The sequence below is a fragment of the Streptomyces sp. NPDC028910 genome, assembly GCF_055564955.1.
This window is the reverse complement of sequence record NZ_JBVHVF010000007.1, coordinates 174,058-195,059: the sequence shown is the minus strand read 5'-3', so window position 1 is coordinate 195,059 and position 21,002 is coordinate 174,058. Positions and strand designations below refer to the sequence as shown.

22 protein-coding genes are annotated in these 21,002 nt (G+C 70.9%); 12 read left to right on the top strand and 10 right to left on the bottom strand.

What is annotated here, in order from left to right; genetic code table 11:
* Positions 1–2 precede the first annotated feature (2 nt).
* Both ACZ4TV_RS12645 and ACZ4TV_RS12640 read left to right on the top strand, forming a co-directional pair.
* A complete protein-coding gene (locus ACZ4TV_RS12645) occupies positions 3–1,205 on the top strand; it encodes a sensor histidine kinase (RefSeq protein WP_468133650.1) in 1,203 nt (400 codons plus the stop codon).
* A gap of 22 nt (positions 1,206–1,227) precedes the next feature.
* Positions 1,228–1,905 carry a response regulator transcription factor gene (locus ACZ4TV_RS12640; protein WP_468133648.1) on the top strand — a complete coding sequence of 226 codons (678 nt, stop codon included), beginning with the start codon at positions 1,228–1,230 and terminating at the stop codon, positions 1,903–1,905.
* A gap of 101 nt (positions 1,906–2,006) precedes the next feature.
* Here the strand turns inward: ACZ4TV_RS12640 and ACZ4TV_RS12635 are convergent, their stop codons facing one another.
* The 3 genes from ACZ4TV_RS12635 to ACZ4TV_RS12625 form a co-directional block, all read right to left on the bottom strand.
* Positions 2,007–2,609: a hypothetical protein gene (locus ACZ4TV_RS12635; protein ID WP_468133646.1), complete on the bottom strand. Its 603-nt coding sequence runs from the start codon at positions 2,607–2,609 to the stop codon at positions 2,007–2,009.
* A 198-nt stretch (positions 2,610–2,807) separates the two neighbouring features.
* Entirely contained in the window at positions 2,808–4,136 is a 1,329-nt protein-coding gene (locus ACZ4TV_RS12630; protein ID WP_468133644.1) for a PH domain-containing protein, read from the bottom strand.
* Entirely contained in the window at positions 4,133–4,624 is a 492-nt protein-coding gene (locus ACZ4TV_RS12625; protein ID WP_468133642.1) for a PH domain-containing protein, read from the bottom strand. Before ACZ4TV_RS12625 ends, ACZ4TV_RS12630 begins: the two co-directional genes overlap by 4 nt.
* Before the next feature lie 31 nt (positions 4,625–4,655).
* On the opposite strand from ACZ4TV_RS12625, the gene ACZ4TV_RS12620 reads away from it, so the two are divergent.
* From ACZ4TV_RS12620 to ACZ4TV_RS12610, 3 genes are read left to right on the top strand one after another with little or no spacing between them, the layout of a single operon-like run.
* Positions 4,656–5,798 carry an NADH-quinone oxidoreductase subunit D gene (locus ACZ4TV_RS12620; RefSeq protein ID WP_468133639.1) on the top strand — a complete coding sequence of 381 codons (1,143 nt, stop codon included), beginning with the start codon at positions 4,656–4,658 and terminating at the stop codon, positions 5,796–5,798.
* A 36-nt stretch (positions 5,799–5,834) separates the two neighbouring features.
* Entirely contained in the window at positions 5,835–6,698 is an 864-nt protein-coding gene (locus tag ACZ4TV_RS12615) for an arylamine N-acetyltransferase family protein (RefSeq protein ID WP_468133637.1), read from the top strand.
* Positions 6,699–6,727: 29 nt separating this feature from the next.
* Positions 6,728–6,943 (top strand): hypothetical protein, encoded by a 216-nt coding sequence (locus ACZ4TV_RS12610; protein ID WP_383798489.1) that lies wholly within the window; start codon positions 6,728–6,730, stop codon positions 6,941–6,943.
* Between the two features lie 40 nt (positions 6,944–6,983).
* Here ACZ4TV_RS12610 and ACZ4TV_RS12605 read toward each other — a convergent pair whose 3' ends face one another.
* The 4 genes from ACZ4TV_RS12605 to ACZ4TV_RS12590 all read right to left on the bottom strand — a co-directional run bounded on the left by ACZ4TV_RS12605 (position 6,984) and on the right by ACZ4TV_RS12590 (position 10,563).
* Positions 6,984–8,018, bottom strand: a complete 1,035-nt coding sequence (locus ACZ4TV_RS12605; protein WP_468133635.1) for a hypothetical protein — start codon at positions 8,016–8,018, stop codon at positions 6,984–6,986.
* A 97-nt stretch (positions 8,019–8,115) separates the two neighbouring features.
* On the bottom strand, positions 8,116–9,111 hold the full coding sequence (locus ACZ4TV_RS12600; RefSeq protein ID WP_468133633.1) for an ABC transporter substrate-binding protein: 996 nt from the start codon (positions 9,109–9,111) through the stop codon (positions 8,116–8,118).
* A gap of 32 nt (positions 9,112–9,143) precedes the next feature.
* Positions 9,144–9,812 (bottom strand): ABC transporter permease, encoded by a 669-nt coding sequence (locus ACZ4TV_RS12595; protein WP_468133631.1) that lies wholly within the window; start codon positions 9,810–9,812, stop codon positions 9,144–9,146.
* 4 nt (positions 9,813–9,816) lie between these two features.
* The gene (locus ACZ4TV_RS12590; RefSeq protein ID WP_468133628.1) at positions 9,817–10,563 is read right to left on the bottom strand and encodes an ABC transporter permease; all 747 of its coding nucleotides are present in this window, start codon (positions 10,561–10,563) and stop codon (positions 9,817–9,819) included.
* A 149-nt stretch (positions 10,564–10,712) separates the two neighbouring features.
* Between ACZ4TV_RS12590 and ACZ4TV_RS12585 the strand changes: the two genes are divergently transcribed.
* Positions 10,713–11,675 carry an ABC transporter ATP-binding protein gene (locus ACZ4TV_RS12585; protein ID WP_468133626.1) on the top strand — a complete coding sequence of 321 codons (963 nt, stop codon included), beginning with the start codon at positions 10,713–10,715 and terminating at the stop codon, positions 11,673–11,675.
* Positions 11,676–11,762: 87 nt separating this feature from the next.
* Here the strand turns inward: ACZ4TV_RS12585 and ACZ4TV_RS12580 are convergent, their stop codons facing one another.
* A complete protein-coding gene (locus tag ACZ4TV_RS12580; protein ID WP_468133624.1) occupies positions 11,763–12,872 on the bottom strand; it encodes an alpha/beta hydrolase in 1,110 nt (369 codons plus the stop codon).
* 152 nt (positions 12,873–13,024) lie between these two features.
* Here ACZ4TV_RS12580 and ACZ4TV_RS12575 point away from each other — a divergent pair, with 152 nt between their 5' ends.
* The 6 genes from ACZ4TV_RS12575 (at position 13,025) to ACZ4TV_RS12550 (ending at position 18,038) form a co-directional block, all read left to right on the top strand.
* Positions 13,025–14,875 (top strand): phosphatidylglycerol lysyltransferase domain-containing protein, encoded by a 1,851-nt coding sequence (locus ACZ4TV_RS12575; protein ID WP_468133622.1) that lies wholly within the window; start codon positions 13,025–13,027, stop codon positions 14,873–14,875.
* Positions 14,876–15,060: 185 nt separating this feature from the next.
* Positions 15,061–15,933 carry a dihydropteroate synthase gene (gene folP / locus ACZ4TV_RS12570; protein ID WP_468133620.1) on the top strand — a complete coding sequence of 291 codons (873 nt, stop codon included), beginning with the start codon at positions 15,061–15,063 and terminating at the stop codon, positions 15,931–15,933.
* 25 nt (positions 15,934–15,958) lie between these two features.
* Positions 15,959–16,402 carry a nuclear transport factor 2 family protein gene (locus ACZ4TV_RS12565; RefSeq protein WP_468133619.1) on the top strand — a complete coding sequence of 148 codons (444 nt, stop codon included), beginning with the start codon at positions 15,959–15,961 and terminating at the stop codon, positions 16,400–16,402.
* A gap of 131 nt (positions 16,403–16,533) precedes the next feature.
* Positions 16,534–16,893 carry a dihydroneopterin aldolase gene (gene folB / locus ACZ4TV_RS12560; RefSeq protein WP_030010912.1) on the top strand — a complete coding sequence of 120 codons (360 nt, stop codon included), beginning with the start codon at positions 16,534–16,536 and terminating at the stop codon, positions 16,891–16,893.
* Positions 16,890–17,498, top strand: a complete 609-nt coding sequence (gene folK / locus ACZ4TV_RS12555; protein WP_468133617.1) for a 2-amino-4-hydroxy-6-hydroxymethyldihydropteridine diphosphokinase — start codon at positions 16,890–16,892, stop codon at positions 17,496–17,498. Before folB ends, folK begins: the two co-directional genes overlap by 4 nt.
* A 54-nt stretch (positions 17,499–17,552) precedes the next feature.
* Positions 17,553–18,038 (top strand): DUF3180 domain-containing protein, encoded by a 486-nt coding sequence (locus tag ACZ4TV_RS12550; protein ID WP_468133615.1) that lies wholly within the window; start codon positions 17,553–17,555, stop codon positions 18,036–18,038.
* A 74-nt stretch (positions 18,039–18,112) separates the two neighbouring features.
* Here ACZ4TV_RS12550 and folE read toward each other — a convergent pair whose 3' ends face one another.
* Positions 18,113–18,721, bottom strand: a complete 609-nt coding sequence (gene folE, locus ACZ4TV_RS12545; protein ID WP_468133613.1) for a GTP cyclohydrolase I FolE — start codon at positions 18,719–18,721, stop codon at positions 18,113–18,115.
* 106 nt (positions 18,722–18,827) lie between these two features.
* Positions 18,828–20,855: an ATP-dependent zinc metalloprotease FtsH gene (ftsH, locus tag ACZ4TV_RS12540; RefSeq protein ID WP_468133611.1), complete on the bottom strand. Its 2,028-nt coding sequence runs from the start codon at positions 20,853–20,855 to the stop codon at positions 18,828–18,830.
* Positions 20,856–21,002 lie beyond the last annotated feature (147 nt).

Genomic DNA, 21,002 nt, shown 5'->3' with positions numbered 1-21,002 from the left:
ACGTGCAGCGCCTCTACGACTTCCTCCGCAGACACCCGACGGGCGTCGACAGCTTCTGGGCTGTCCTCCTCTTCGGGGTCTCGATGCTGAACGTCGTGGCCGAGACCGCCTTCGACACCCGCATGAAGGTCGCCGCGATCCCCGTGGTCGTCGCGCTGAGCACCGCCGTGGCCCTGCGCCGCAAGTGGACGCAGGCGATGTTCTGGCTCACCCTCGGCGCGGGGGTCTACCAGCTGGCCCTGGGCATCGTCGCGGGGTTCTACGACGTCGCCATGTTCGTGATCCTCTTCACGGTCGCCGCGAGCGAGGTCCCGCGCTGGGTCTCCCGCACCGCGCTGGGCTGGGGGCTGGCCGCCGCCCCGCTCTACTTCCTGCGGTACGGCGTGGACAAGGGCGCCAACAGCGTCGACAACGTCCTGTTCACCCTCTTCATGATCGTCCCCTTCGCCCTCGCCTGGGTCCTGGGCGACTCCCTGCGCACCCGGCGGGCCTATTACGCCCAGCTGGTCGAGCGCAACCAGCGGCTGGAGAAGGAGCGCGAGGCCCAGGCCAAGGTGGCCGTGGCCGCCGAGCGCGCCCGGATCGCCCGCGAGCTGCACGACGTCGTCGCGCACAACGTCTCGGTGATGGTGGTCCAGGCGGACGGGGCGGCGTACGTCATGGACGTGGCCCCCGAGCAGGCCAAGGAAGCCCTCCAGACCATCTCCGGCACGGGCCGCCAGGCCCTCGCGGAGATGCGCCGGCTGCTGGGCGTGCTGCGCACCGGCGAGCCGCAGGAGTCCGAGGACTACGTGCCGCAGCCGGACGTCGAGCAGATCGACGTCCTGGTCGAGCAGGTGCGGGCGGCAGGGCTCGCGGTCGACTTCGAGGTCGAGGGCGCGCCGCGGCGGCTGCCCAGCGGCGTCGAGCTGACGGCGTACCGGATCGTGCAGGAGGCGCTGACCAACACCCGCAAGCACGGCGGCCCGGACGCGAAGGCCAGCGTCCGGCTGGTCTACTTCGACGACGGGCTCGGCCTGCTGGTCGAGGACGACGGCCGGGGCGCGGCCCACGAGCTGTACGAGGACGGCGGCGCCGACGGCGCCGGGCACGGGCTGATCGGCATGCGCGAACGGATCGGTATGGTCGGCGGAACCCTGGACGCGGGACCGCGGCCCGGCGGCGGCTTCCGGATCAGCGCACTGCTCCCCCTGAAGAAGACATGAAGACGAAGAGGACGAGGTACCGATGTCCATCCGAGTGATGCTGGTCGACGACCAGGTGCTGCTGCGCACCGGCTTCCGGATGGTGCTCGCCGCCCAGCCGGACATGGAGGTCGTCGCCGAGGCGGGCGACGGCCTGGAGGCCCTGGAGGTGCTGCGGGCCACGAAGGTGGACGTGGTGCTGATGGACGTCCGCATGCCGAGGCTCGACGGGGTCGAGGCCACGCGGCGGATCTGCGCGCCGGACGAGCACCCGAAGGTGATCATCCTGACCACCTTCGACCTGGACGAGTACGCCTTCTCGGGTCTGAAGGCCGGCGCGAGCGGCTTCATGTTGAAGGACGTCCCGCCGGCCGAACTGCTCGCGGCCATCCGCTCGGTGCACAGCGGGGACGCGGTGGTCGCCCCGTCCACGACGCGGCGCCTGCTGGACCGCTTCGCGCCGATGCTGCCGACGACCACGCAGGAGCCGCAGAACAAGGAGATCGAGCGGCTGACGGAGCGCGAGCGCGAGGTCATGCTGCTGGTGGCCCAGGGTCTGTCGAACGGCGAGATCGCGGCCCGGCTGGTCCTCTCCGAGGCGACGGTGAAGACCCACGTGGGCCGCATCCTGACCAAGCTGGGGCTGCGCGACCGGGTCCAGGTGGTGGTCCTGGCGTACGAGACGGGCCTGGTCCGCGCGGGCGGCGGCGCGGGCGTGTAACGCCTGGGGGCAGCGGGCGCCGTACACCCGCCGCGCCCCGTCGGCGGGCTCGGAAGCGCCGGACGACCTCGCCGACGGGGCGCTGAATCGGGCGGCCCGGCTCAGGACCGGGTGACGAACTCGCAGTTCACGACCTCGTCGAGAGTGGCCGAGTCCGCGACCACGAAGTCGAAGCCGCCGTCGCCGCAGTTGACCGCGTCGAAGCCGCCGTTGCGGGAGACGATGGTGTCGTTGCCGCCCCGGCCGGCGAAGGTGAGGCCGGCGGCCCCCGAGGTGCTCCAGCCGTCGGGGTCGGTGAGCCGGTCGGCGGCGGACCCGCCGGTCAGCCGGTCGTCCCCGTACCCGCCGTCCATGTCGCTCGGGATCGACGTCTCGTTGATGGCCGAGTCGTTCGCGTTGCCCAGGCTGGCCCGGATCCGGTTCACGCCCGCGGCAGACCCGCAGGTGACGGTGTTCGGGTTGACCTGGCGACAGTTCGGGCCCGCGAAGAGCGTGCTCGTCGAATCGGTGACGCGGATGTTGCCGCCGCCGCCGACACTGAAGGTGACGGTGTTCTGTTCGCCCGCCAGAGCGGCGAAACGGACTTCACCGTCGGACCGGGTGACGAACGCGGGGTCCGCGGCGGCGGGACCGGCGAAGGCGAAGGTCAGGCCGAGCGCGGCGACGGCGGGGGCGAGCAGGCGCGTGCGCAGGTTCGGGTTCATGAGCGCGGTGTTTCCTTTGGTCGGTGGCTGCCCGAGGCGGATCCTGCCTGGATCCGCCGGTTCCGAAGGTGGATCCGGCATCAGGCACGGATCCATCGCTCCTGGCGTTACCCGGAGTGACCGCACACGTCCTCTGGTCACCTCATAGTTAGCTCGTGTGGCTCAGGTAACCGCCCCGTACGGCTGCCCCTTGGGCCCCTACGTCATCCAGCGGTCCGGGCGGGCCGAGGCCCGGGAGGTGTGGGAGCGCGCGGCCTGGGCGTGCAGCAGCTCGGCGGCTTCGGCCGCCGCGCGCAGCCGGGCCGTGACCGTGCCGTTCGCGCCCGTGTCCACGTGCACGTCGGCCACGCCGCGGGCGCGGGCCCACGGGCCCTGGCCGAGCCGGACGCTCTGCACCTTGGCGTGCGGGACGATCTCCGTACGGCGGCACAGGCGGCCGTGCCGGGCGGCGAAGACTTCGGGGGAGACGGCCAGGGCGTAGCCCTTCCACCACACCGGGACCACCCAGCGCGCCCCCGTCCCCGGGGAGCCGGAGAAGGCCAGGGCCGTCAGATCCACTCCGGGCAGGACCCGGGCGATCACGGCGTGGGCGGCGGCCCGGGAGGCGACCGGGACCAGGACCTCGTTCTTCGAGCCCGCCACCGCCAGCTCCACGCGCACCCACCCGCGCCGCCGCCACAGCAGCGGCTCCACGATCCGTACGGTCTGCACGCGCCCCGGCGGCACGGTCTCATGGGCCCGGTCCAGCATGCCGTGGTCCAGGCGAAGCCCGTCCGGGGACTCCGCGACCCGCCAGTCGTACTCCGCGAGGAAACGGCCCGCGCTGCCCGCCCAGACGGCGCCGAGCACCGGGAGCAGGGTGAAGACGGCGGCCCACGGGCTGGAGCTGATCCACCACACGACCACCGGCGCGACGAGCCCCCCGGCCAGCGCCGCCCACACGCCGAGGCTGAGCAGCACCGACACGGCGAGCTCCCGCGGGCGCACGCGCAACAGCTCCCGTTCGGGGGCCTCACCGAGGCGCACCGCCTCCTCGGGGGCGAAGCCCGCGGCCCGGGCGAGGAGCTCGGCGCGTAGGGCCACAGCCTCCCTCTCGCTGAGGAAGGACAGCTGGTCCTTCGCCTCGGCGCCGATGACGTCGAGCCGCAGCGTGGCCACGCCGGTCAGCCGGGCGAGCAGCGGCCGGGTGACGTCCACGGCCTGGAGCCGGTCGAGGCGGATGTGCGCGGTGCGCCGGAAGAGCAGGCCGCTGCGGATGCGCAGTTCGGTGTCGGTCACGGCGTAGCGGGTGAACCACCAGCTCAGGAATCCGTACCCGCCGAACACCAGGATCAGACCCGCCAGCGCCCCCACCCGCACGAGGGCGGACTGGTCCGCCACCCACTCCCCGACCCGGTGGCCCTGCTGGGCGACCACGCCGACGGTCGCGGCGATCGGCACCCAGGCGCGGCGCAGCGGCGTAAAGGGATGCAGCCGCCGCTCCTCGCCTGCGGCAGGCCCACCACCCCGCCCCGGACCCGGGGTCACAGCCCCGCCGACCTTGCCTCGCCGAGTGCCGTGAGCCGGTCGCGCAGTCGCTCCGCCTCTGCCGGCACCAGGCCCGGGATCTTGGCGTCGGTCGCCGCCGCGGCCGTGTGCAGCTGCACGGAGGCCAGCCCGAAGCGCCGTTCCAGCGGGCCCGAGGTGACCTCGACCAGCTGCATCCGCCCGTACGGGACCACGGTCTCCTCGCGCCACAGCACGCCCCGGCTGATCAGCAGGTCGTCCGCGCGCTCGGCGTAGCGCCAGGACCGCCAGTTCCGGCCGAGGAGCACCCACCCCCAGGCCAGGACCGCGCACCAGAGCGCCCCCAGGGCGGCCCACACCGGGCCGGCCGTGAGCCCCAGTACGGCGGCGGTTACGACGCCGAACAGCATCGTCCAGAACACCAGCAGCAGCCGCCGCAGAGCGAGCAGCCCGCCCGGCAGCCCCACCCAGCCGGGTCGGCCCGTCTCACCCGTTGTCCCCGTATCCATCCCTCCACACTAAGGCTGAGACAATGCCCGTATGACGGAGACCACGGTCGGCATCGGCGGAGCGGCGGAGAGCACCGACATGGTGCTCAACATCGGCCCCCAGCACCCTTCCACGCACGGCGTGCTGCGCCTGCGCCTCGTCCTGGACGGCGAGCGGATCGCCAGCGCCGAACCAGTGGTCGGCTACATGCACCGCGGCGCCGAGAAACTCTTCGAGGCCCGCGACTACCGGCAGATCGTGATGCTCGCGAACCGCCACGACTGGCTGTCCGCGTTCTCGAACGAGCTCGGCGTGGTCATGGCGGTCGAGCGGATGCTCGGCATGGAGGTCCCCGAGCGGGCCGTGTGGATGCGGACGCTGCTGGCCGAGCTGAACCGGGTACTGAACCACCTGATGTTCCTCGGCTCCTATCCGCTCGAACTGGGCGGGATCACCCCGATCTTCCACGCGTTCCGCGAACGCGAGGAGCTCCAGGCCGTCATGGAGGAGATCTCCGGCGGCCGCATGCACTACATGTTCAACCGCGTCGGCGGCCTCAAGGAGGACCTCCCGGCCGGCTGGCTCGGCCGGGCCCGCGCCGCGATCGCCGACGTGAACACCCGCATGGACGTCTACGACAAGCTGGTCCACGGCAACGAGATCTTCCGCGGCCGCACGCGCGGCGTCGGCGTCCTGTCCGCCGAGGCGGTGCACGCGTACGGGGTCTCCGGCCCGATCGCCCGCGCCTCCGGCGTCGACTTCGACCTGCGCCGCGACGAGCCGTACCTGGCCTACGGCGAGCTCCAGGACGTCCTCAAGGTGGTCACCCGCACCGAGGGCGACTGCCTGGCCCGCTTCGAGTGCCTGCTGGACCAGACCCACAACGCGCTCGACCTGGCCGTGGCCTGCCTGGACCGGATGGCCGAGCTCCCGCCGGGGCCGGTGAACCAGCGCCTGCCCAAGGTCCTCAAGGCGCCCGAGGGCCACACGTACGCCTGGACCGAGAACCCGCTCGGCATCAACGGCTACTACCTCGTCTCGAAGGGCGAGAAGACCCCGTACCGGCTGAAGCTGCGCAGCGCCTCCTACAACAACATCCAGGCGCTGGCCGTGCTGCTGCCGGGGCAGCTGGTCGCGGACATGGTGGCGATCCTGGGCTCGCTGTTCTTCGTGGTCGGAGACATCGACAAATAGCCCGTGCCGGGAGGTGTCCCGACATAGGCTGGCCGGATGATCTCTGGCATATACGCCGACTACCTGCGGCGGCTCGGCATCACCGACCCCGGATCCCCCTCCGTCGAAGGGCTGTTCGCGCTCCACCGCGCCCACGTCGAGCGGGTCCCCTTCGAGAACACCGAAATCCAGCTGGGCCGGCCCCCGGGCATCGACCCCGAACTGTCCGTACGCCGCCTCGCCGCCGGACGCGGCGGCTACTGCTTCCACCTCAACGGTGCCTTCGCGGCGCTGCTGGAGCAGCTCGGATACGACGTGACGCGTCACTTCGGGGGCGTGTACGAGGGCCCGGACGCCAAGGGCGTGAGCGGCGACCACCTCACCCTGACCGTACGGATCGACGGGCGGGCCCACTTCGTCGACGTCGGCCTGGGCGACGGGCCCCACGAGCCGCTGCCGCTGCGCGAGGGCCGGTACGAACAGGGCTTCGGGTACGGCCTGGAGCCGCTGACCGGCGCGGACGGGGCGCGTGCGGACGGTGCCGATGCGGGCTGGACCTTCCACAACGAGAACAGCCCCTTCAAGGTGATGAACTTCCGCTCGGCCCCCGCGGTCATGTCCGACTTCGAGTCCGAGCACCTGCGGCTGTCCACCGCCGCGGACTCCCCCTTCCAGCAGTCCTTCTTCATGCTGCGGCGCGACGCCGGCGGCGTGCACCGGCTGCACGGCAAGGTGCTGCTCCACCTCGATCCGGTCACGGGGCCGAACAAGCGGGAACTGACCACCGAGGAGGAGTTCTACGAGGTCGTCGGAGGCGTCTTCGGGCGGGAACTCGACGATCTGACGGCGGCGGACCGGACGGCACTGTGGGCCCGGGTGTGCCGGGCCCACGAGGAGTGGCTCGCCTCCCAGCAGGGCTGATGTCGGTGCGGCAGGGCAGACTGGACGGCATGTCCCACTCTCCCCGCCGGGCCTGCCCCGCCTGCGGCCGCGACTGCGCCGTCACCGCCGGCCGCATCGCCCGCCACGATCCCCCGGCCGGTCGCGGGCGCGGTGACCTGGTGTCCTGCCCGGGCTCACGGGCCCGGGTGGTGCTCGGCGCCTCCGCGCCGACGCTGGACGGCTTCGTCCTGTCCGAACACCCCGGACAGCTCCCGCTGTTCTGAGGCCGAAGCCTCCCTGCCCGGGCGGGAAGCCGGACGGGCCCTACGAGATCGCCGTGCGGAGCCGGACCACCTCGATCGGCTCGGTCTCGTCATGGGCCGTCAGGTCGATGACCTGGCTCACCGCGGGGGTCTCGGCGGCCTCCGGGGTCTCAGAGGTCTCAGAGGCCTCGGGGATCTCGGGGGTCTCCGGCTCGGCCGTGCCGTCACCGGACGCCGGCCCGGCCACGGCCTCGGCGGACTCCGCCTCGTGGACCGCGAGGGCCTCGGCGCCGACCACGTCGGCCAGGTCCTCGTTCTGGACCGCCTCGATCGCGGCGCGGGCCTGCGCGGCGTTCTTCGTCCCGAAGAAGTCGAAGCCGCCCTCGACGCGGGAGGCCGTACGCCGCTGGGCCGCGTACGGGGCCACCGCCGCCGACTGACGGCGCGCGGGCACGGCAGCGGTCGCCGAGGGGGCCCCCGCGGGCAGCGCCCGCGTCTGCGCCTGCCCCCTGCGGGCCAGTGCCCCCAGCGCCGCATGGGCCCGGGCGTAGCCCACCGAGGTGGGCGCGCCCGCCGAGGTGCGCTCCTCGGAGACCACCGGAAGTTCCTTCGGCGCCGGGGCCGGAGCCGCCGAGGCCTCGATGGCCAGCAGCCGACGCCCCTCCAGGGCGCTGGCACGCTCGGTCTCGGCGGTCGCGTACCGCCGCAGCAGCGCCGCGTGCTCGCCCCGCAGGCCCGCCAGTTCGACGCGCTTGGCGCGCAGCTTGGCGTCGAGCTTGGCGCGCAGCATCCGGGCCTCTTCGAGGTCGGATTCGAGCTCGGCTATCCGCTCGTCCGTCCTCCACTCGTCCTTGATCCGCTCGCGCGCGAGCTCCGCGACGCGGCGGCCCGCCGAACGGTCCCAGGCGCGCATGACGACGGCTCCGGCGATCCCGGCGGCCGCGGCGAGGGCCACGAGCAGCCTCAGCGCGGTGCCGTCGTCGGGGCCCGCCAGCAACCAGGCCGCGCCGGCGCTGGTGACGGATACACCGGCGACGGCCGTCGGCGTGAGCAGCCGGTGCAGAGGTTCGGGATTGCGGTGGCGTCCACGGGGCATGGCCCGAAATTTACAGGGCGTAGAGGCCAAGTGGGGTACCCGCCCGGCAATCTGTTCCCGGGCGGTTACCGCACAATTCCGTATCGACCCTTAAGCGCTACTTCTTCAGAAGGCCCTTGGACTCCAGGTAGGCCTTCGCCACGTCCGCCGGCTTGGCGCGCTCCGCGTCCACCTTCCGGTTCAGGTCGACCAGATCGGCCGTCGTGAGGACCTTGGTCAGCTTGTCGAGGGCGGCCGCGACCTCGGGGGCGCCCGCGTCCCTGGCATTTACCACCGGCAGTACGTTGTCGGCGTTCTGGAGCTTCTTGTCGTCCTCCAGCAGGACCAGGCCGTAGCTGTCGAGCGTGGCGTCCGTGGTCGTGGTCAGCACGAGCTGGTCGGCGCCGTCCTTGACCGCCTGCTTGGCCTGCGGGGTGCCGACGCCCTTCGGGTCAATACCGGAAACCTGAATTCCGTATGTTGCCGTCAACCCGGGTGCGCAGAAGGGCCGGACGGCGCATTCGTCGCCCGCCGCGATCTTCACCTTCAGTCCGGACTTTCCAAGATCGGAAAGCGTCTTCAGGTTGTTCTTCTGGGCGAATTCCCTGGTCACCGCGAATGCGTTCTGGTCGACCGCCTCGCCCGCGGGCAGCGCCTTCAGTCCGAGCGGGGCCGCGAGCTTCTCCAGGGCCGCCACCGTCGCCGCGACATCGCTCGACGCGACCGGCCTCTCCTCGGGCGCCTTCGGGCCGTTCACCTTGGCGTTGAGGAACTCCGCGAGCGTGGCCGCGTACTCCGGGACGACGTCGATCTCGCCCTTCTCCAGCGACGGTTCGTACAGCTCACGGTTGTTGACCGTCTTGACCGACGTGCTGAAGCCCGCGTCCTTGAGGACCTGCGCGTACAGCTCCGCCAGCACGTTCGACTCGGTGAACCCGGCGGCGCCGATCACCAGGCTGCCCTTGCCGCCCCCCGGGGCCGTGGAGGATCCGGACGAGGCGGCCGAGCCGCCGTCCTTGCTCTTCTCCAGGCTGTCGCCGCCGCACGCGGCCAGCGACACCGTCAGCGCCAGGACGCCCAGGGACGCGCCGAGGACGCGCGTGGTCTTGCTCATGGATGTACTCCGTTCGAGACGATGGACAGTCATCAGCGGGACGCCGCCGTCCGCGGCAGCAGCCGGTCCGCCGCCACCAGCACGCCCTCCACCAGCAGGGCCAGCGCCGCCACCAGCAGGGCGCCCGCGACGACCTGCGGGGTGTCGTACGTGTTGAAGCCGGCGGTGATGATCCGGCCGAGGCCGCCCTGGCCGACCATGGCGGCGATCGTGGCCGTCGCGATGACCTGCACGGCGCCCGAGCGCAGCCCGGTCATCACCAGGCCCCGGGCGAGCGGCAGTTCGACGCGCAGGAAGAGCTGGCCGCCGGACATGCCCATGCCGCGGGCGGCCTCCACCACCGAGCGGTCCACCTGGCGCATGCCGACGTACGCGTTCGTCAGCAGCGGCGGGACGGCGAAGAGCACGAGCGCGGCGATGGTCGGCAGGTAGCCCGCGTTGCGCAGCGGCGAGACCATGAACAGCGCGAGCACCGCGAAGACGGGAACGGCCCGGCCGATGTTGGAGATGTTGATCGCGAGGGTGCCGCCCTTGCCGAGGTGGCCGAGGAACAGCCCGATCGGCAGCGCCACCGCGCAGGCGATCGCCAGCGCGACGCCGCTGACGTAGACGTGCTCGCCGAGCCGGTGCCAGACACCGCTCTCGCCCGACCAGTTGGCGCCGTCCGCCAGCCAGTCCCAGGCCTCGCCCAGAACGCCCACGGCCTCAGACCTCCTTCGCCGGAGCCGAGGCCGAAGCCGAAGCCGAAGTCGAACCGGAAGCCGAGGCCGAAGCCGCCGGCCGGGCTCCGGCCCGGGTCCACGGCGTGAGCAGCCGCTCCACCCCGAGCAGCAGCAGGTCGGCCACGAGTGCGAGCAGCACGCACAGCACCGAGGCGGTCAGCACCTGGGCCTTGAAGGAGCTGTTCACCGCCGGGGCGATGAGATTGCCGAGGCCGCCCTTGCCGACGATGGAGCCGACCGTGGTCAGCGCGACCGTCGAGACGGTGGCGATCCGTACGCCGGCGAGCAGCGCGGGCAGCGCCAGCGGCAGTTCGACCTGCCACAGCAGCCGCCCCGGGCCGTACCCCATGCCGCGCGCGGCCTCCCGTACGTCCTCGGGGACGGCTTCCAGCCCGGCCAGCACGTTGCGGACCAGGATCGTCAGCGAATACAGCACCAGCCCGGTCACCACCAGCGCCGCCGAGAGGCCGAAGAAGGGCAGCAGCAGGGAGAACATGGCCAGCGAGGGGATCGTGTAGAGCAGGGTGGTGAAGGCCAGCACGGGCGCCGCCCAGCGGCGGCCGCGGCGGGCCAGCAGGGCGAGCGGCACGGACACGGCGATGCCGATCAGGACGGACACGCCCGTGATCCAGACGTGTTCGAGGGTGGCGTCGGTCAGTTCCCGGGAGCGGGAGGAGACGTAGTCCCAGCAGATCCAGTCGTTCGCCACGAGACAGCTGCGCCCGGCCATGCCCCTCACCCCCCGTCACCGAACGTACGTCTTGCGATCACACGGCCAGGAGCGACCATAACCCCCGGCACCCTCGATGGCCGGAATCCTTCGCAGCGGGGCAACACGCCCTTCACATATCGGCGGCGCCCGTGCGGAAAGATGGCCTTGTGATCCGATTCGAGCACGTGACCAAGCGTTACCCCGACGGGACGACAGCCGTCGAGGACCTGTCCTTCGAGGTGGCGGAGGGTGAGCTGGTCACGCTCGTGGGGCCGTCCGGCTGCGGCAAGACGACCACCATGAAGATGGTCAACCGGCTGATCGACCCGACGTCCGGCCGGATCCTGCTGAACGGCGAGGACATCGCGGCCGCCGACCCCGTCGAGCTGCGCCGCCGGATCGGGTACGTCATCCAGCAGGTCGGGCTGTTCCCGCACAAGACGGTGCTGGAGAACACGGCGACCGTGCCGCAGCTGATCGGCACGCCGAAGGCCAAGGCCCGCGCGCGGGCGGCCGAGCTGCTCGAACTGGTGGGGCTGGACCCGGCCGTGTACGGGGGCCGGTACCCGCAGCAGCTGTCGGGCGGGCAGCGCCAGCGCGTCGGCGTGGCCCGCGCGCTGGCCGCCGATCCGCCGGTGCTGCTGATGGACGAGCCGTTCGGGGCGGTGGACCCGGTGGTGCGCGAGCGGTTGCAGAACGAGTTCCTGACGCTGCAGAAGACGGTGCGCAAAACGATCCTGCTGGTCACCCACGACCTGGAGGAGGCGATCCGGCTCGGCGACCGGATCGCCGTCTACGGCACGGGCACCATCGAGCAGTTCGCCCGCCCGGCGGTGGTGCTCGGGGCGCCGGCCACCCCGTACGTGGCCTCCTTCGTCGGCGCCGACCGGGGGCTCAAACGGCTCGCGGTCACCGCGGTCGAGGCGGCCGACCTGGCGACGGCGGACGGGAAGGCGCCGGAGGCGGCGGTGGAGCTGGGGGCGACGCTGCGCGAGGCCCTCTCCACCCTGCTGCAGGAGGACTCGGGCCGGATCGGGGTCACCGACCCGGATTCCGGCGCGCTGGTCGGCGTACTGACCCCGGAGGGCGTCCACCGCGCGCTGCGGCGGGCCCGACTACAGGAGGCGTAGCGGCCCCGGTGGTACCGGTCTCGGAAAAGGCTGTGACCGGCCTCGAAGGGCCGGTCACGGGTGCTCTGGCGGATGGTCAGGCGGATGTCAGGCCTGGATGCGACCGCTCATCCACACCAGCATCGGCGGGATCTCGCGCCGCCACGTGTTGAAGTTGTGGCCACCGCTGTCGAGGATGATCGAGGAGACCCGGTCCGGGCCCTTCACCTTCTTGATGAACTTCCTGGTGTCGCCGAGGTTCGGCTCGCCCTGCTCGCTGCTGGTGACGAGGAAGGACGTACCGCTCGGCTTCTTGTTCTCGATGCTCTGTAGGACGTTCGCACGCTTCTTCAGCTTCTCGTCCCCGTGGAACAGGTCACCGGTCGTCGGGTCGTCCGGGGCGTCGTAGTACGCGGACAGACCCGCGGCGGCGCCGAAGGTCTCCGGATAGTGCGCGGCGATCTTCAGGGCGCAGTATCCGCCGGTGGAGTTGCCGATGAAGCCCATGTTCTCGGGCTTCTTGCCGACCCGGAAGGTGGAGGTGATGGCCTGCGGGAGGTCCTCGCCGAAGAAGGTCTCGGTCTGCGGGCCACCGGGTATGTCGACGCACTCGGTGTCACGCGGCGGCGCGACCGTCGGGCGCAGCATGACCAGGATCATCGGCTTCATCTTGCCCGACTTGGACAGGCTGAAGGCCTTCATGGGGTAGTCGAGCCCTTTGATCAGGTTCTCGGCGGTGCCCGGGTAACCCGTCAGGACGATGGACGCCGGAAAGTTCTCGTCCTTGTGCTGCGGCTGGAAGTACTCCGGCGGCAGCCACACGTAGCCGGGGCTCGAAATCTTCGACTTCTGCCCGGTTATGGCAACCTTCAGGATCTGACCGCCGACCTGGGGCTTGGCGCCGCCGGGGACGTCCAGCTCCTGCTTGTCGACGACCTTGATGTCCTTGCTGCTCATCGAGTGGTCGACGACCTTGCCCATCGACGTCTCCTGACCGAGCAGGTCGGCCCAGGAACCGTAGAAGAGGAACGACTTGTTAGCCGCCAGACCCACAGCCGAGAACAGCGCCAGCTGGGTCGCCAGCAGGAGCCCGATCCGGCCCGCGAACGCGCGCCACGTGCGGCCCGAGAGCTTCGGCCAGAACCAGACCGTGGCCGCGAACAGCAGCACACCGGCGAAGATGGCCAACGCCAGAACCGTATTACTCGTGAGACCCATGAGCAGTCAGTCGACTTTCTGGTGGCAGGACAGTTTTTTTCCGACGAAAGAGTGAACCCGCTCCTCGTCGATGTCGTCCTAAGGGACGCACCACACACCGGAGGCTGTCGCGGCCTTCGGCCACATGATCACTCGCGGAGCAACGGGAAGCGATGTCTAGCAGGATAGATGGCGATAAGTCGGGACAGGTTCCGAGCAGGGTCCGCCGAATCCTCCGAGGCCCACAGCCGGAGTCGGTGCCCGGCCTGGTAGGTACGGCCGTCATGATCGTCGGCCTTCTGGACATCGCGGCAGGTGTCTTCCCGCGCTTCCGGCACAGCCGGATCCACGCGGTCACGGAGGTACTGCCCGGTTCCCTGGGCCCGTTCGCGGCGGCCCTCTCCATCAGCGCGGGCGTACTGCTCCTGCTGCTCGCCCACGGCCTCAAGCGGCACAAGCGGCGGGCCTGGCGCGCCGCTGTCGTCCTGCTGCCCGCGGGCGCGGCGGCGCAGTTCATGTACCGCCACTCCATCACCGGTGTGGTCATCGCGGCGGTGCTCCTCGCGCTGCTCCTGCGCCACCAGGGTGAATTCAAGGCGCTGCCCGATCCGCGCAGCCGCTGGAAGGCGCTCGCGAACTTCGTGCTGATGAGCGCCGGTTCCATCGGACTGGGACTGGTCATCGTCAACGTCCACCCGGGCAAGGTCGTCGGCAACCCGAGCCTGTACGAGCAGATCACGCACGTCGTCTACGGCCTCTTCGGCTTCGAGGGCCCCGTCGACTACGCCGGCCGGGTGTCCTGGACCGTCGGGTACTCCCTCGGCGCCCTCGGCATGCTGACCGCCCTCACCACCATGTACCTGGCCTTCCGCCCCGAGCACCCGGCCGCCCGGCTCACCGCCGACGACGAGGCCAAGCTGCGCGGGCTGCTCGCCAAGCACGGCGGGCGCGACTCGCTGGGCCACTTCGCGCTCCGCCGCGACAAGGCCGTCGTCTTCTCCCCCAGCGGCAAGGCCGCCGTCACCTACCGCGTCGTCTCCGGCGTGATGCTGGCCTCCGGCGACCCCATCGGCGACGTCGAGGCCTGGCCGGGCGCGATCGAGCGGTTCATGGAGGAGGCCAAGGCCCACTCCTGGACCCCGGCCGTCATGGGCTGCAGCGAGACCGGCGGCGAGGTCTGGACCCGCGAGACCGGTCTCGACGCCCTGGAGCTGGGTGACGAGGCGATTGTCGATGTCAAAGACTTCTCCCTCTCGGGCCGCGCCATGCGCAATGTCCGCCAAATGGTGAAGCGCATCGAGCGCAACGGCTACACCACCAAGGTCCGCCGGGTCAGCGAGCTGACCGAGACCGAGCTGGAGCAGGTGCGCGGCGCCGCCGAGGCCTGGCGCGGCACCGACACCGAGCGCGGCTTCTCGATGGCGCTGGGCCGGGTCGGCGACCCGGGCGACGGCGACTGCTTCATCGCCACCGCCCACCGGGTGGAGGAGGGCGACACCAGCCCCTTCGGCGACCTGAAGGCCGTCCTGCACTTCGTCCCGTGGGGCACCGACGGCATGTCGCTGGAGCTGATGCGCCGCGACCGCGCCGCCGACCCCGGCATGAACGAGCTGCTGATCGTGGCCTCCCTGGAGGCCGCCCCCGCGCTGAAGATCGAGAAGGTCTCGCTGAACTTCGCGATGTTCCGCTCCGCCCTCGCCCGCGGCGAGAAGATCGGCGCCGGCCCGGTGCTGCGGATGTGGCGGAACCTGCTGGTCTTCCTCTCCCGCTGGTTCCAGATCGAGTCCCTCTACAAGTTCAACGCGAAGTTCCGCCCCCGCTGGGAGCCCCGCTTCGTGGTCTTCCGCACCACCCGCGACCTGCCCCGCATCGGCTTCGCCGCGATGCAGGCCGAGGGCTTCGTGACGCTGGCCCTGCCGCGGCTCTTCGCCAGCCGCCGCCGCCCCAAGCCGGTCCGCACCTGTGCGCACCACCACATGGCATCCGTGCCGCAGCAGGCCGAACGCGAGGTCCAGGCGGCCTGAGCCCGGACCGGGCCCGGGGCGCTGCCCGGAGACGAACCCCAGCCCCGCCGGCGTTTGAGGCGCGGGGTCTGGGGCGGAGCCCGGAGACAACCCCCAGCCCCGCCGGCGTTTGAGGCGCGGGGTCTGGGGCGGAGCCCCAGGAGCCCCGGCAGGCCGGTGTCCAGGTCAGCCCTACCCTGGAAGCTATGAACATCAAGCGCGGAGCCACCGGCAGGGGCCGGGTCGCAGGTCTGCCGGAATGGGACCGCTGCGCGGTCATGGGCGTCGTCAACGTCACCCCCGACTCCTTCTCCGACGGCGGCCGCTGGTTCGACACCACCGCGGCCGTCAAGCGCGGCCTCGACCTCGTCGCACAGGGCGCCGACCTCATCGACGTCGGCGGCGAGTCCACCCGCCCCGGCGCCTCCCGCGTCGACGAGGAGGAGGAGCTGCGCCGCGTCGTCCCCGTGGTGCGCGGCCTGGCCTCCGAGGGCGTCGCCGTCTCCGTGGACACCATGCGCGCCACCGTCGCCGCCCGGGCCGTCGCCGCCGGCGCCGTACTGGTCAACGACGTCAGCGGCGGACTCGCCGACCCGGAGATGATCCCGGCCGTCGCCGCCGCCGAGGTGCCCTTCGTGGTGATGCACTGGCGCGGCTTCAGCGCCGACATGAACAGCCTCGCCGTCTACGAGGACGTGCTCGCCGAGGTCACCGCCGAGCTCCGGGCCCGGATCGACGCCGTCGTGGCCGGCGGGATCGCCCCCGAGCGGCTCCTCGTCGACCCGGGCCTCGGCTTCGCCAAGAAGGCCGCCCACGACCTGGCTCTGGTCGCCCACCTGCCCGAGCTGCGCGCGCTGGGCTTCCCGCTGCTCGTCGCCGCGTCGAGGAAGCGTTTCCTCGGCCGCATCCTGGCCGGCGGTGACGGCGCGGCCCCGCCGCCCGCCCGCGAGCGTGACGCCGCCACGGCCGCCGTCTCCGCGATCGCGGCGCACCAGGGCGCCTGGGCCGTACGGGTCCATGAGGTACGGGCGACCGCGGACGCGGTTCGGGTGGCCCGCGCCGTGGAAGGGGCACTCTGATCCTCACCGACCGACAAGGAGCACCGTGAGCAGAACCGACATCGAAGCGGTCGAAGAGGTCAACACGGCCTTCTACGAGGCAATGGAGCAGGGGGACTTCGACTCACTGTCGGCGCTCTGGCTGGACGACGAGATCTCCTGCGTGCACCCCGGCTGGCCGGTGCTCTCGGGCCGCGGCGAGGTGCTGCGCTCGTACGCGCTGATCATGTCCCACACCGACTACATCCAGTTCTTCCTCACCGACACCAAGGTGGCCGTGATAGGCGACACCGCCCTGGTGACCTGTACGGAGAACATCCTCAGCGGGGGACCCGCCGAGGACGGCGGGGAGCTCGGCCCACTGGTCGGCCAGCTGGTCGTCGCCACGAATGTGTTCCGACGCACATCCGAGGGCTGGCGGCTCTGGTCCCACCACGGTTCTCCCGTGCTCACGGAGTCCGACGACGACGACGAGGACGACGCCGCCTGACCCCTCCGGCGGGATCCGGAGTATTTCGCAGGTAAATTCGAAGACGGACGACGCCGACCGCACTCGGCGTAGGCCCATGGCCCCGGGGAGTCCCGGGACCGGAAGCACCTACGAAAGCAGGAGTGATTCGCGTGGATCGTGTCGCGCTGCGCGGCCTCAAGGCTCGCGGGCACCACGGCGTCTTCCCCCGGGAACGCGAGGAAGGCCAGACCTTCATCGTCGACCTCGTGCTGCACCTCGACACCCGCCCCGCGGCGGCCGGAGACGACCTGGCGAAGACCGTGCACTACGGGGTCGTCGCCGAGGAGGTCGTCGACGTGGTCCAGGGAGAGCCCGTCGACCTGATCGAGACCCTGGCCGAGCGGATCGCTCAGCAGTGCCTCAAGCACGAAGCGGTGGCACAGGTGGAGGTCGTCGTCCACAAGCCGGACGCGCCCATCACCGTCCCCTTCGACGACGTGACCATCACGATCACCCGGAGCCGCGCATGAACAACGGACTGAACGCTCAGAGCGACCCCACCGTCCAGCCGGTACCCGCCTCCGTCGTCGAGGCGGTCGACGCGGCGGACGTCACCCTGTCCAACCCGAAATGGGCCGTCATCGCGCTCGGCGCGAACCTCGGCAACCGGCTGGAGACCCTCCAGGGCGCCATCGACGCCCTCGGCGACACCCCGGGCCTGCGGGTCAAGGCCGTCTCGCCGGTCTACGAGACCGAACCCTGGGGCGTCGAGCCCGGCTCGCAGCCCGCGTACTTCAACGCGGTCGTCGCCGTGAAGACCACCCTGCCCCCGTCCTCGCTCCTGGAGCGCGGCCACGCCATCGAGGAAGCCTTCGACCGCGTCCGCGAGGAGCGGTGGGGCCCGCGCACGATCGACGTCGACATCGTCGCGTACGCCGACACGGTCTCCGACGACCCCGTCCTCACCCTCCCGCACCCGCGCGCCCACCAGCGCGCCTTCGTGCTGGCCCCCTGGCACGACATCGACCCGGAGGCCCAGCTCCCGGGCCAGGGCCCGGTCGCCACGCTCCTGGCCGGAATCGGCCTGAGCGGCGTCACGCCGCGCCCCGACCTGGAACTCCGTCTCCCGGAGTAATCGTTACCCTGTGGACTGCCTGACGGATCAGCGCGGAAAGCGGGGAACGGGCAAGTGAAGCAACTGAGGCCGGCGGTCCTGGCGGGCATCTTCGTGGTCGCCGGGGTCCTGTCCTGGGCGGGCGCCCGGCTGTGGAACGCGTACGGCACGCTGCCGGGCGTTCCGCTGGCCGCGCCGATCGTCCTGGGCGTCATCGCGGCGGTGCTACTGGCCACGGCCCTGTCGCTGCGTTCCCGCCTGAAGGCCCAGCGCGAGCGCCGGCCCGGGGCCAAGGGCGTCGAGCCGCTGATGGCGGCCCGCGCGGTGGTCTTCGGCCAGGCCAGCGCCCTGGTGGCGGCGCTGGTGGCGGGCATGTACGGCGGTGTGGGCGTCTTCCTGCTCATCGACTCCCTCGACGTCGCCGCCCGCCGCGAGCAGGCCTGGTACGCCGGCTTCTCGGTCCTGGCGGGCGTGGCGGTCATCGCCGCCGCCCTCTTCCTGGAGCACGTCCTCAGGCTCCCGGAGGACGACGACACCCCGGAAGCCTCTGCCCGCGCGTGAGTGCCCCCCAAAACATCGGTCCCCCTCCGTGAGGTCACGGAGGGGGACCGTAGCGGGCAGCACCGACCGTCCGGTTAGCGCGCCATGATGAGGCTCATCGCCTCGGCTCGGGTGGCCGTGGCACGGAGCTGGCCGCGGACCGCGGACGTGGTGGTCTTGGCACCCGGCTTGCGGATGCCGCGGACCGACATGCACATGTGCTCGGCCTCGATCACCACGATCGCGCCGCGCGCGTCGAGGATCTCCATCAGGGAGTCCGCTATCTGGGTGGTCAGACGTTCCTGCACCTGCGGTCGGCGGGCGTAGACGTCCACGAGGCGGGCCAGCTTCGACAGTCCGGTGATCTTGCCGTTGTCCGACGGGATGTAGCCGACGTGGGCGACGCCGTGGAACGGCAGCAGGTGGTGCTCGCACAGAGAGACGATTTCGATGTCCTTCACCAGGACCAGCTCATCGTGTCCCAGGTCGAACACCGTGGTCAGCACATCCTCGGGCTTCTGCCACAGACCGGCCAGAATCTCCCGGTACGCCCGCGCCACCCGGGCCGGGGTCTCCAGGAGCCCCTCCCGGTCCGGATCCTCGCCGACCGCGATCAGGAGCTCTCGGACCGCCGCCTCGGCCCGCTTCTCGTCGAACTCGCCGATCGTGCCCTCGTCACCGCTCAAGGTCACCGGGTCGGTCATCTCATCCTCGTTCCTGTCCGCATGCGCGGGTCGTACAAATGTGCCGCGCCCCCCAGGCTAGAACCTGGGGGGCGCGGCTTCCATTCCGGGTGGGTCGAGCCGCCGACTACTCGGCGCGGTCCTCCGGGACCACCTCGATGCCCTTCTCCGTGGAGACCGGCGCGACGGTGGCCGACGTGCCGTTCGCCGAGTTCGTCAGCTGGAGCTCCTTGGGAGAGAGCACCGGCGGACGGGTGGAGGGGGTGCGGCGGGAGGAGCCGGTCCACGCGGGGCGGGCCGGACGCTTCACGATCGTCGAGAAGATCTCGGCGATCTGCTCCTTGTTCAGCGTCTCCTTCTCCAGCAGCGCGAGGACCAGGTTGTCGAGAACGTCACGGTTCTCGACGAGGATCTCCCAGGCCTCGTTGTGCGCGGTCTCGATGAGCTTCTTGACCTCTTCGTCGACCAGCGCCGCGACCTCTTCCGAGTAGTCCCGCGGGTGCGCCATCTCGCGCCCCAGGAACGGCTCGGTGTTGTCGCCGCCGAACTTGATCGCACCGAGACGCTCGGTCATGCCGTACTGCGTGACCATGGCCCGCGCCGTGGCGGTGGCCTTCTCGATGTCGTTCGCCGCGCCCGTCGTCGGGTCGTGGAAGACCAGCTCCTCGGCCGCGCGCCCGCCCAGCATGTACGCCAGCTGGTCGAGCATCTCGTTGCGCGTGGTCGAGTACTTGTCCTCGTCGGGCAGGACCATGGTGTAACCCAGGGCCCGGCCGCGGGACAGGATCGTGATCTTGTGGACCGGGTCGGAGTTCGGGGAAGCCGCCGCGACCAGGGCGTGTCCGCCCTCGTGGTACGCGGTGATCTTCTTTTCCCGGTCCGACATGATCCGGGTCCGCTTCTGCGGACCCGCCACGACGCGGTCGATCGCCTCGTCCAGCGAGTGGTTGTCGATCAGCTTCTTGTCCGAGCGGGCCGTGAGCAACGCGGCCTCGTTCAGGACGTTGGAGAGATCGGCACCGGTGAAGCCGGGCGTGCGACGGGCGACGGCGCCCAGGTCGACGTCCGGAGCGACCGGCTTGCCCTTCTGGTGGACCTTGAGGATCTCCAGACGGCCCTGCATGTCCGGGCGGTCGACCGCGATCTGCCGGTCGAAGCGGCCCGGGCGCAGCAGCGCCGGGTCGAGGATGTCCGGACGGTTCGTGGCGGCGATCAGGATGACCCCGCCCTTCACGTCGAAGCCGTCCATCTCGACCAGCAGCTGGTTGAGGGTCTGCTCGCGCTCGTCGTGACCGCCGCCGAGACCCGCACCGCGGTGCCGGCCGACGGCGTCGATCTCGTCGACGAAGACGATCGCCGGCGCGTTGGCCTTGGCCTGCTCGAACAGGTCACGGACACGCGAGGCACCGACACCGACGAACATCTCGACGAAGTCGGATCCGGAGATCGAGTAGAAGGGCACACCGGCCTCGCCCGCGACGGCGCGCGCGAGCAGGGTCTTTCCGGTGCCGGGCGGGCCGTACAGCAGCACACCCTTGGGGATCTTGGCGCCGACGGCCTGGAACTTCGCCGGCTCCTGGAGGAACTCCTTGATCTCGTGGAGCTCCTCGACGGCCTCGTCCGAGCCCGCCACATCGGCGAACGTCGTCTTCGGGGTGTCCTTGGTGATGAGCTTGGCCTTGGACTTCCCGAAGTTCATGACCCGGGAGCCGCCGCCCTGCATCTGGTTCATCAGGAACAGGAAGACAACGACGATGAGGACGAAGGGCAGGAGCGAGAGCAGCACGCTCAGGAACGGGCTGGTCTTGTCCGGAGTGACGGAGTACCCGTCCTGGATCTGACCGGCTTCGTACTTGGTCTGGAGGTTCTGGGCGAGCTGGACGCCCTGATCCCCGATGTAGTTGGCCTGGAACTTGGTGCCGTCGTGCTTGCCGAGCTTCTGGCCTTCGCTCAGCTCGATCTTGATCATCTGGCTGTCGCCGGTGGTCAGCTTGGCTGTCTCCACCTGACCACTGTTGATCGCCTTGATGACCTCGCTGGTGTCCACCGACTTGTAGCCGCCGCCGGAGCCGACGACATTCATCAACACGACCACGGCGAGGACGGCCAGCACGATCCACATGACCGGCCCACGGAAGTATCGCTTCACGTCCATCCATACGGGGCGCCAGGCACCCCGTCCCTCCTGCCCGTAGGTAAATGCTGCTGTGAGTAAAGACTGTTCTTCGGAATGTACCCCTGTATTGTCACCCGCGGCCCTGTGGGACGGCTGACAGACCCGCCTTCCCCTGCTCCAACGGCG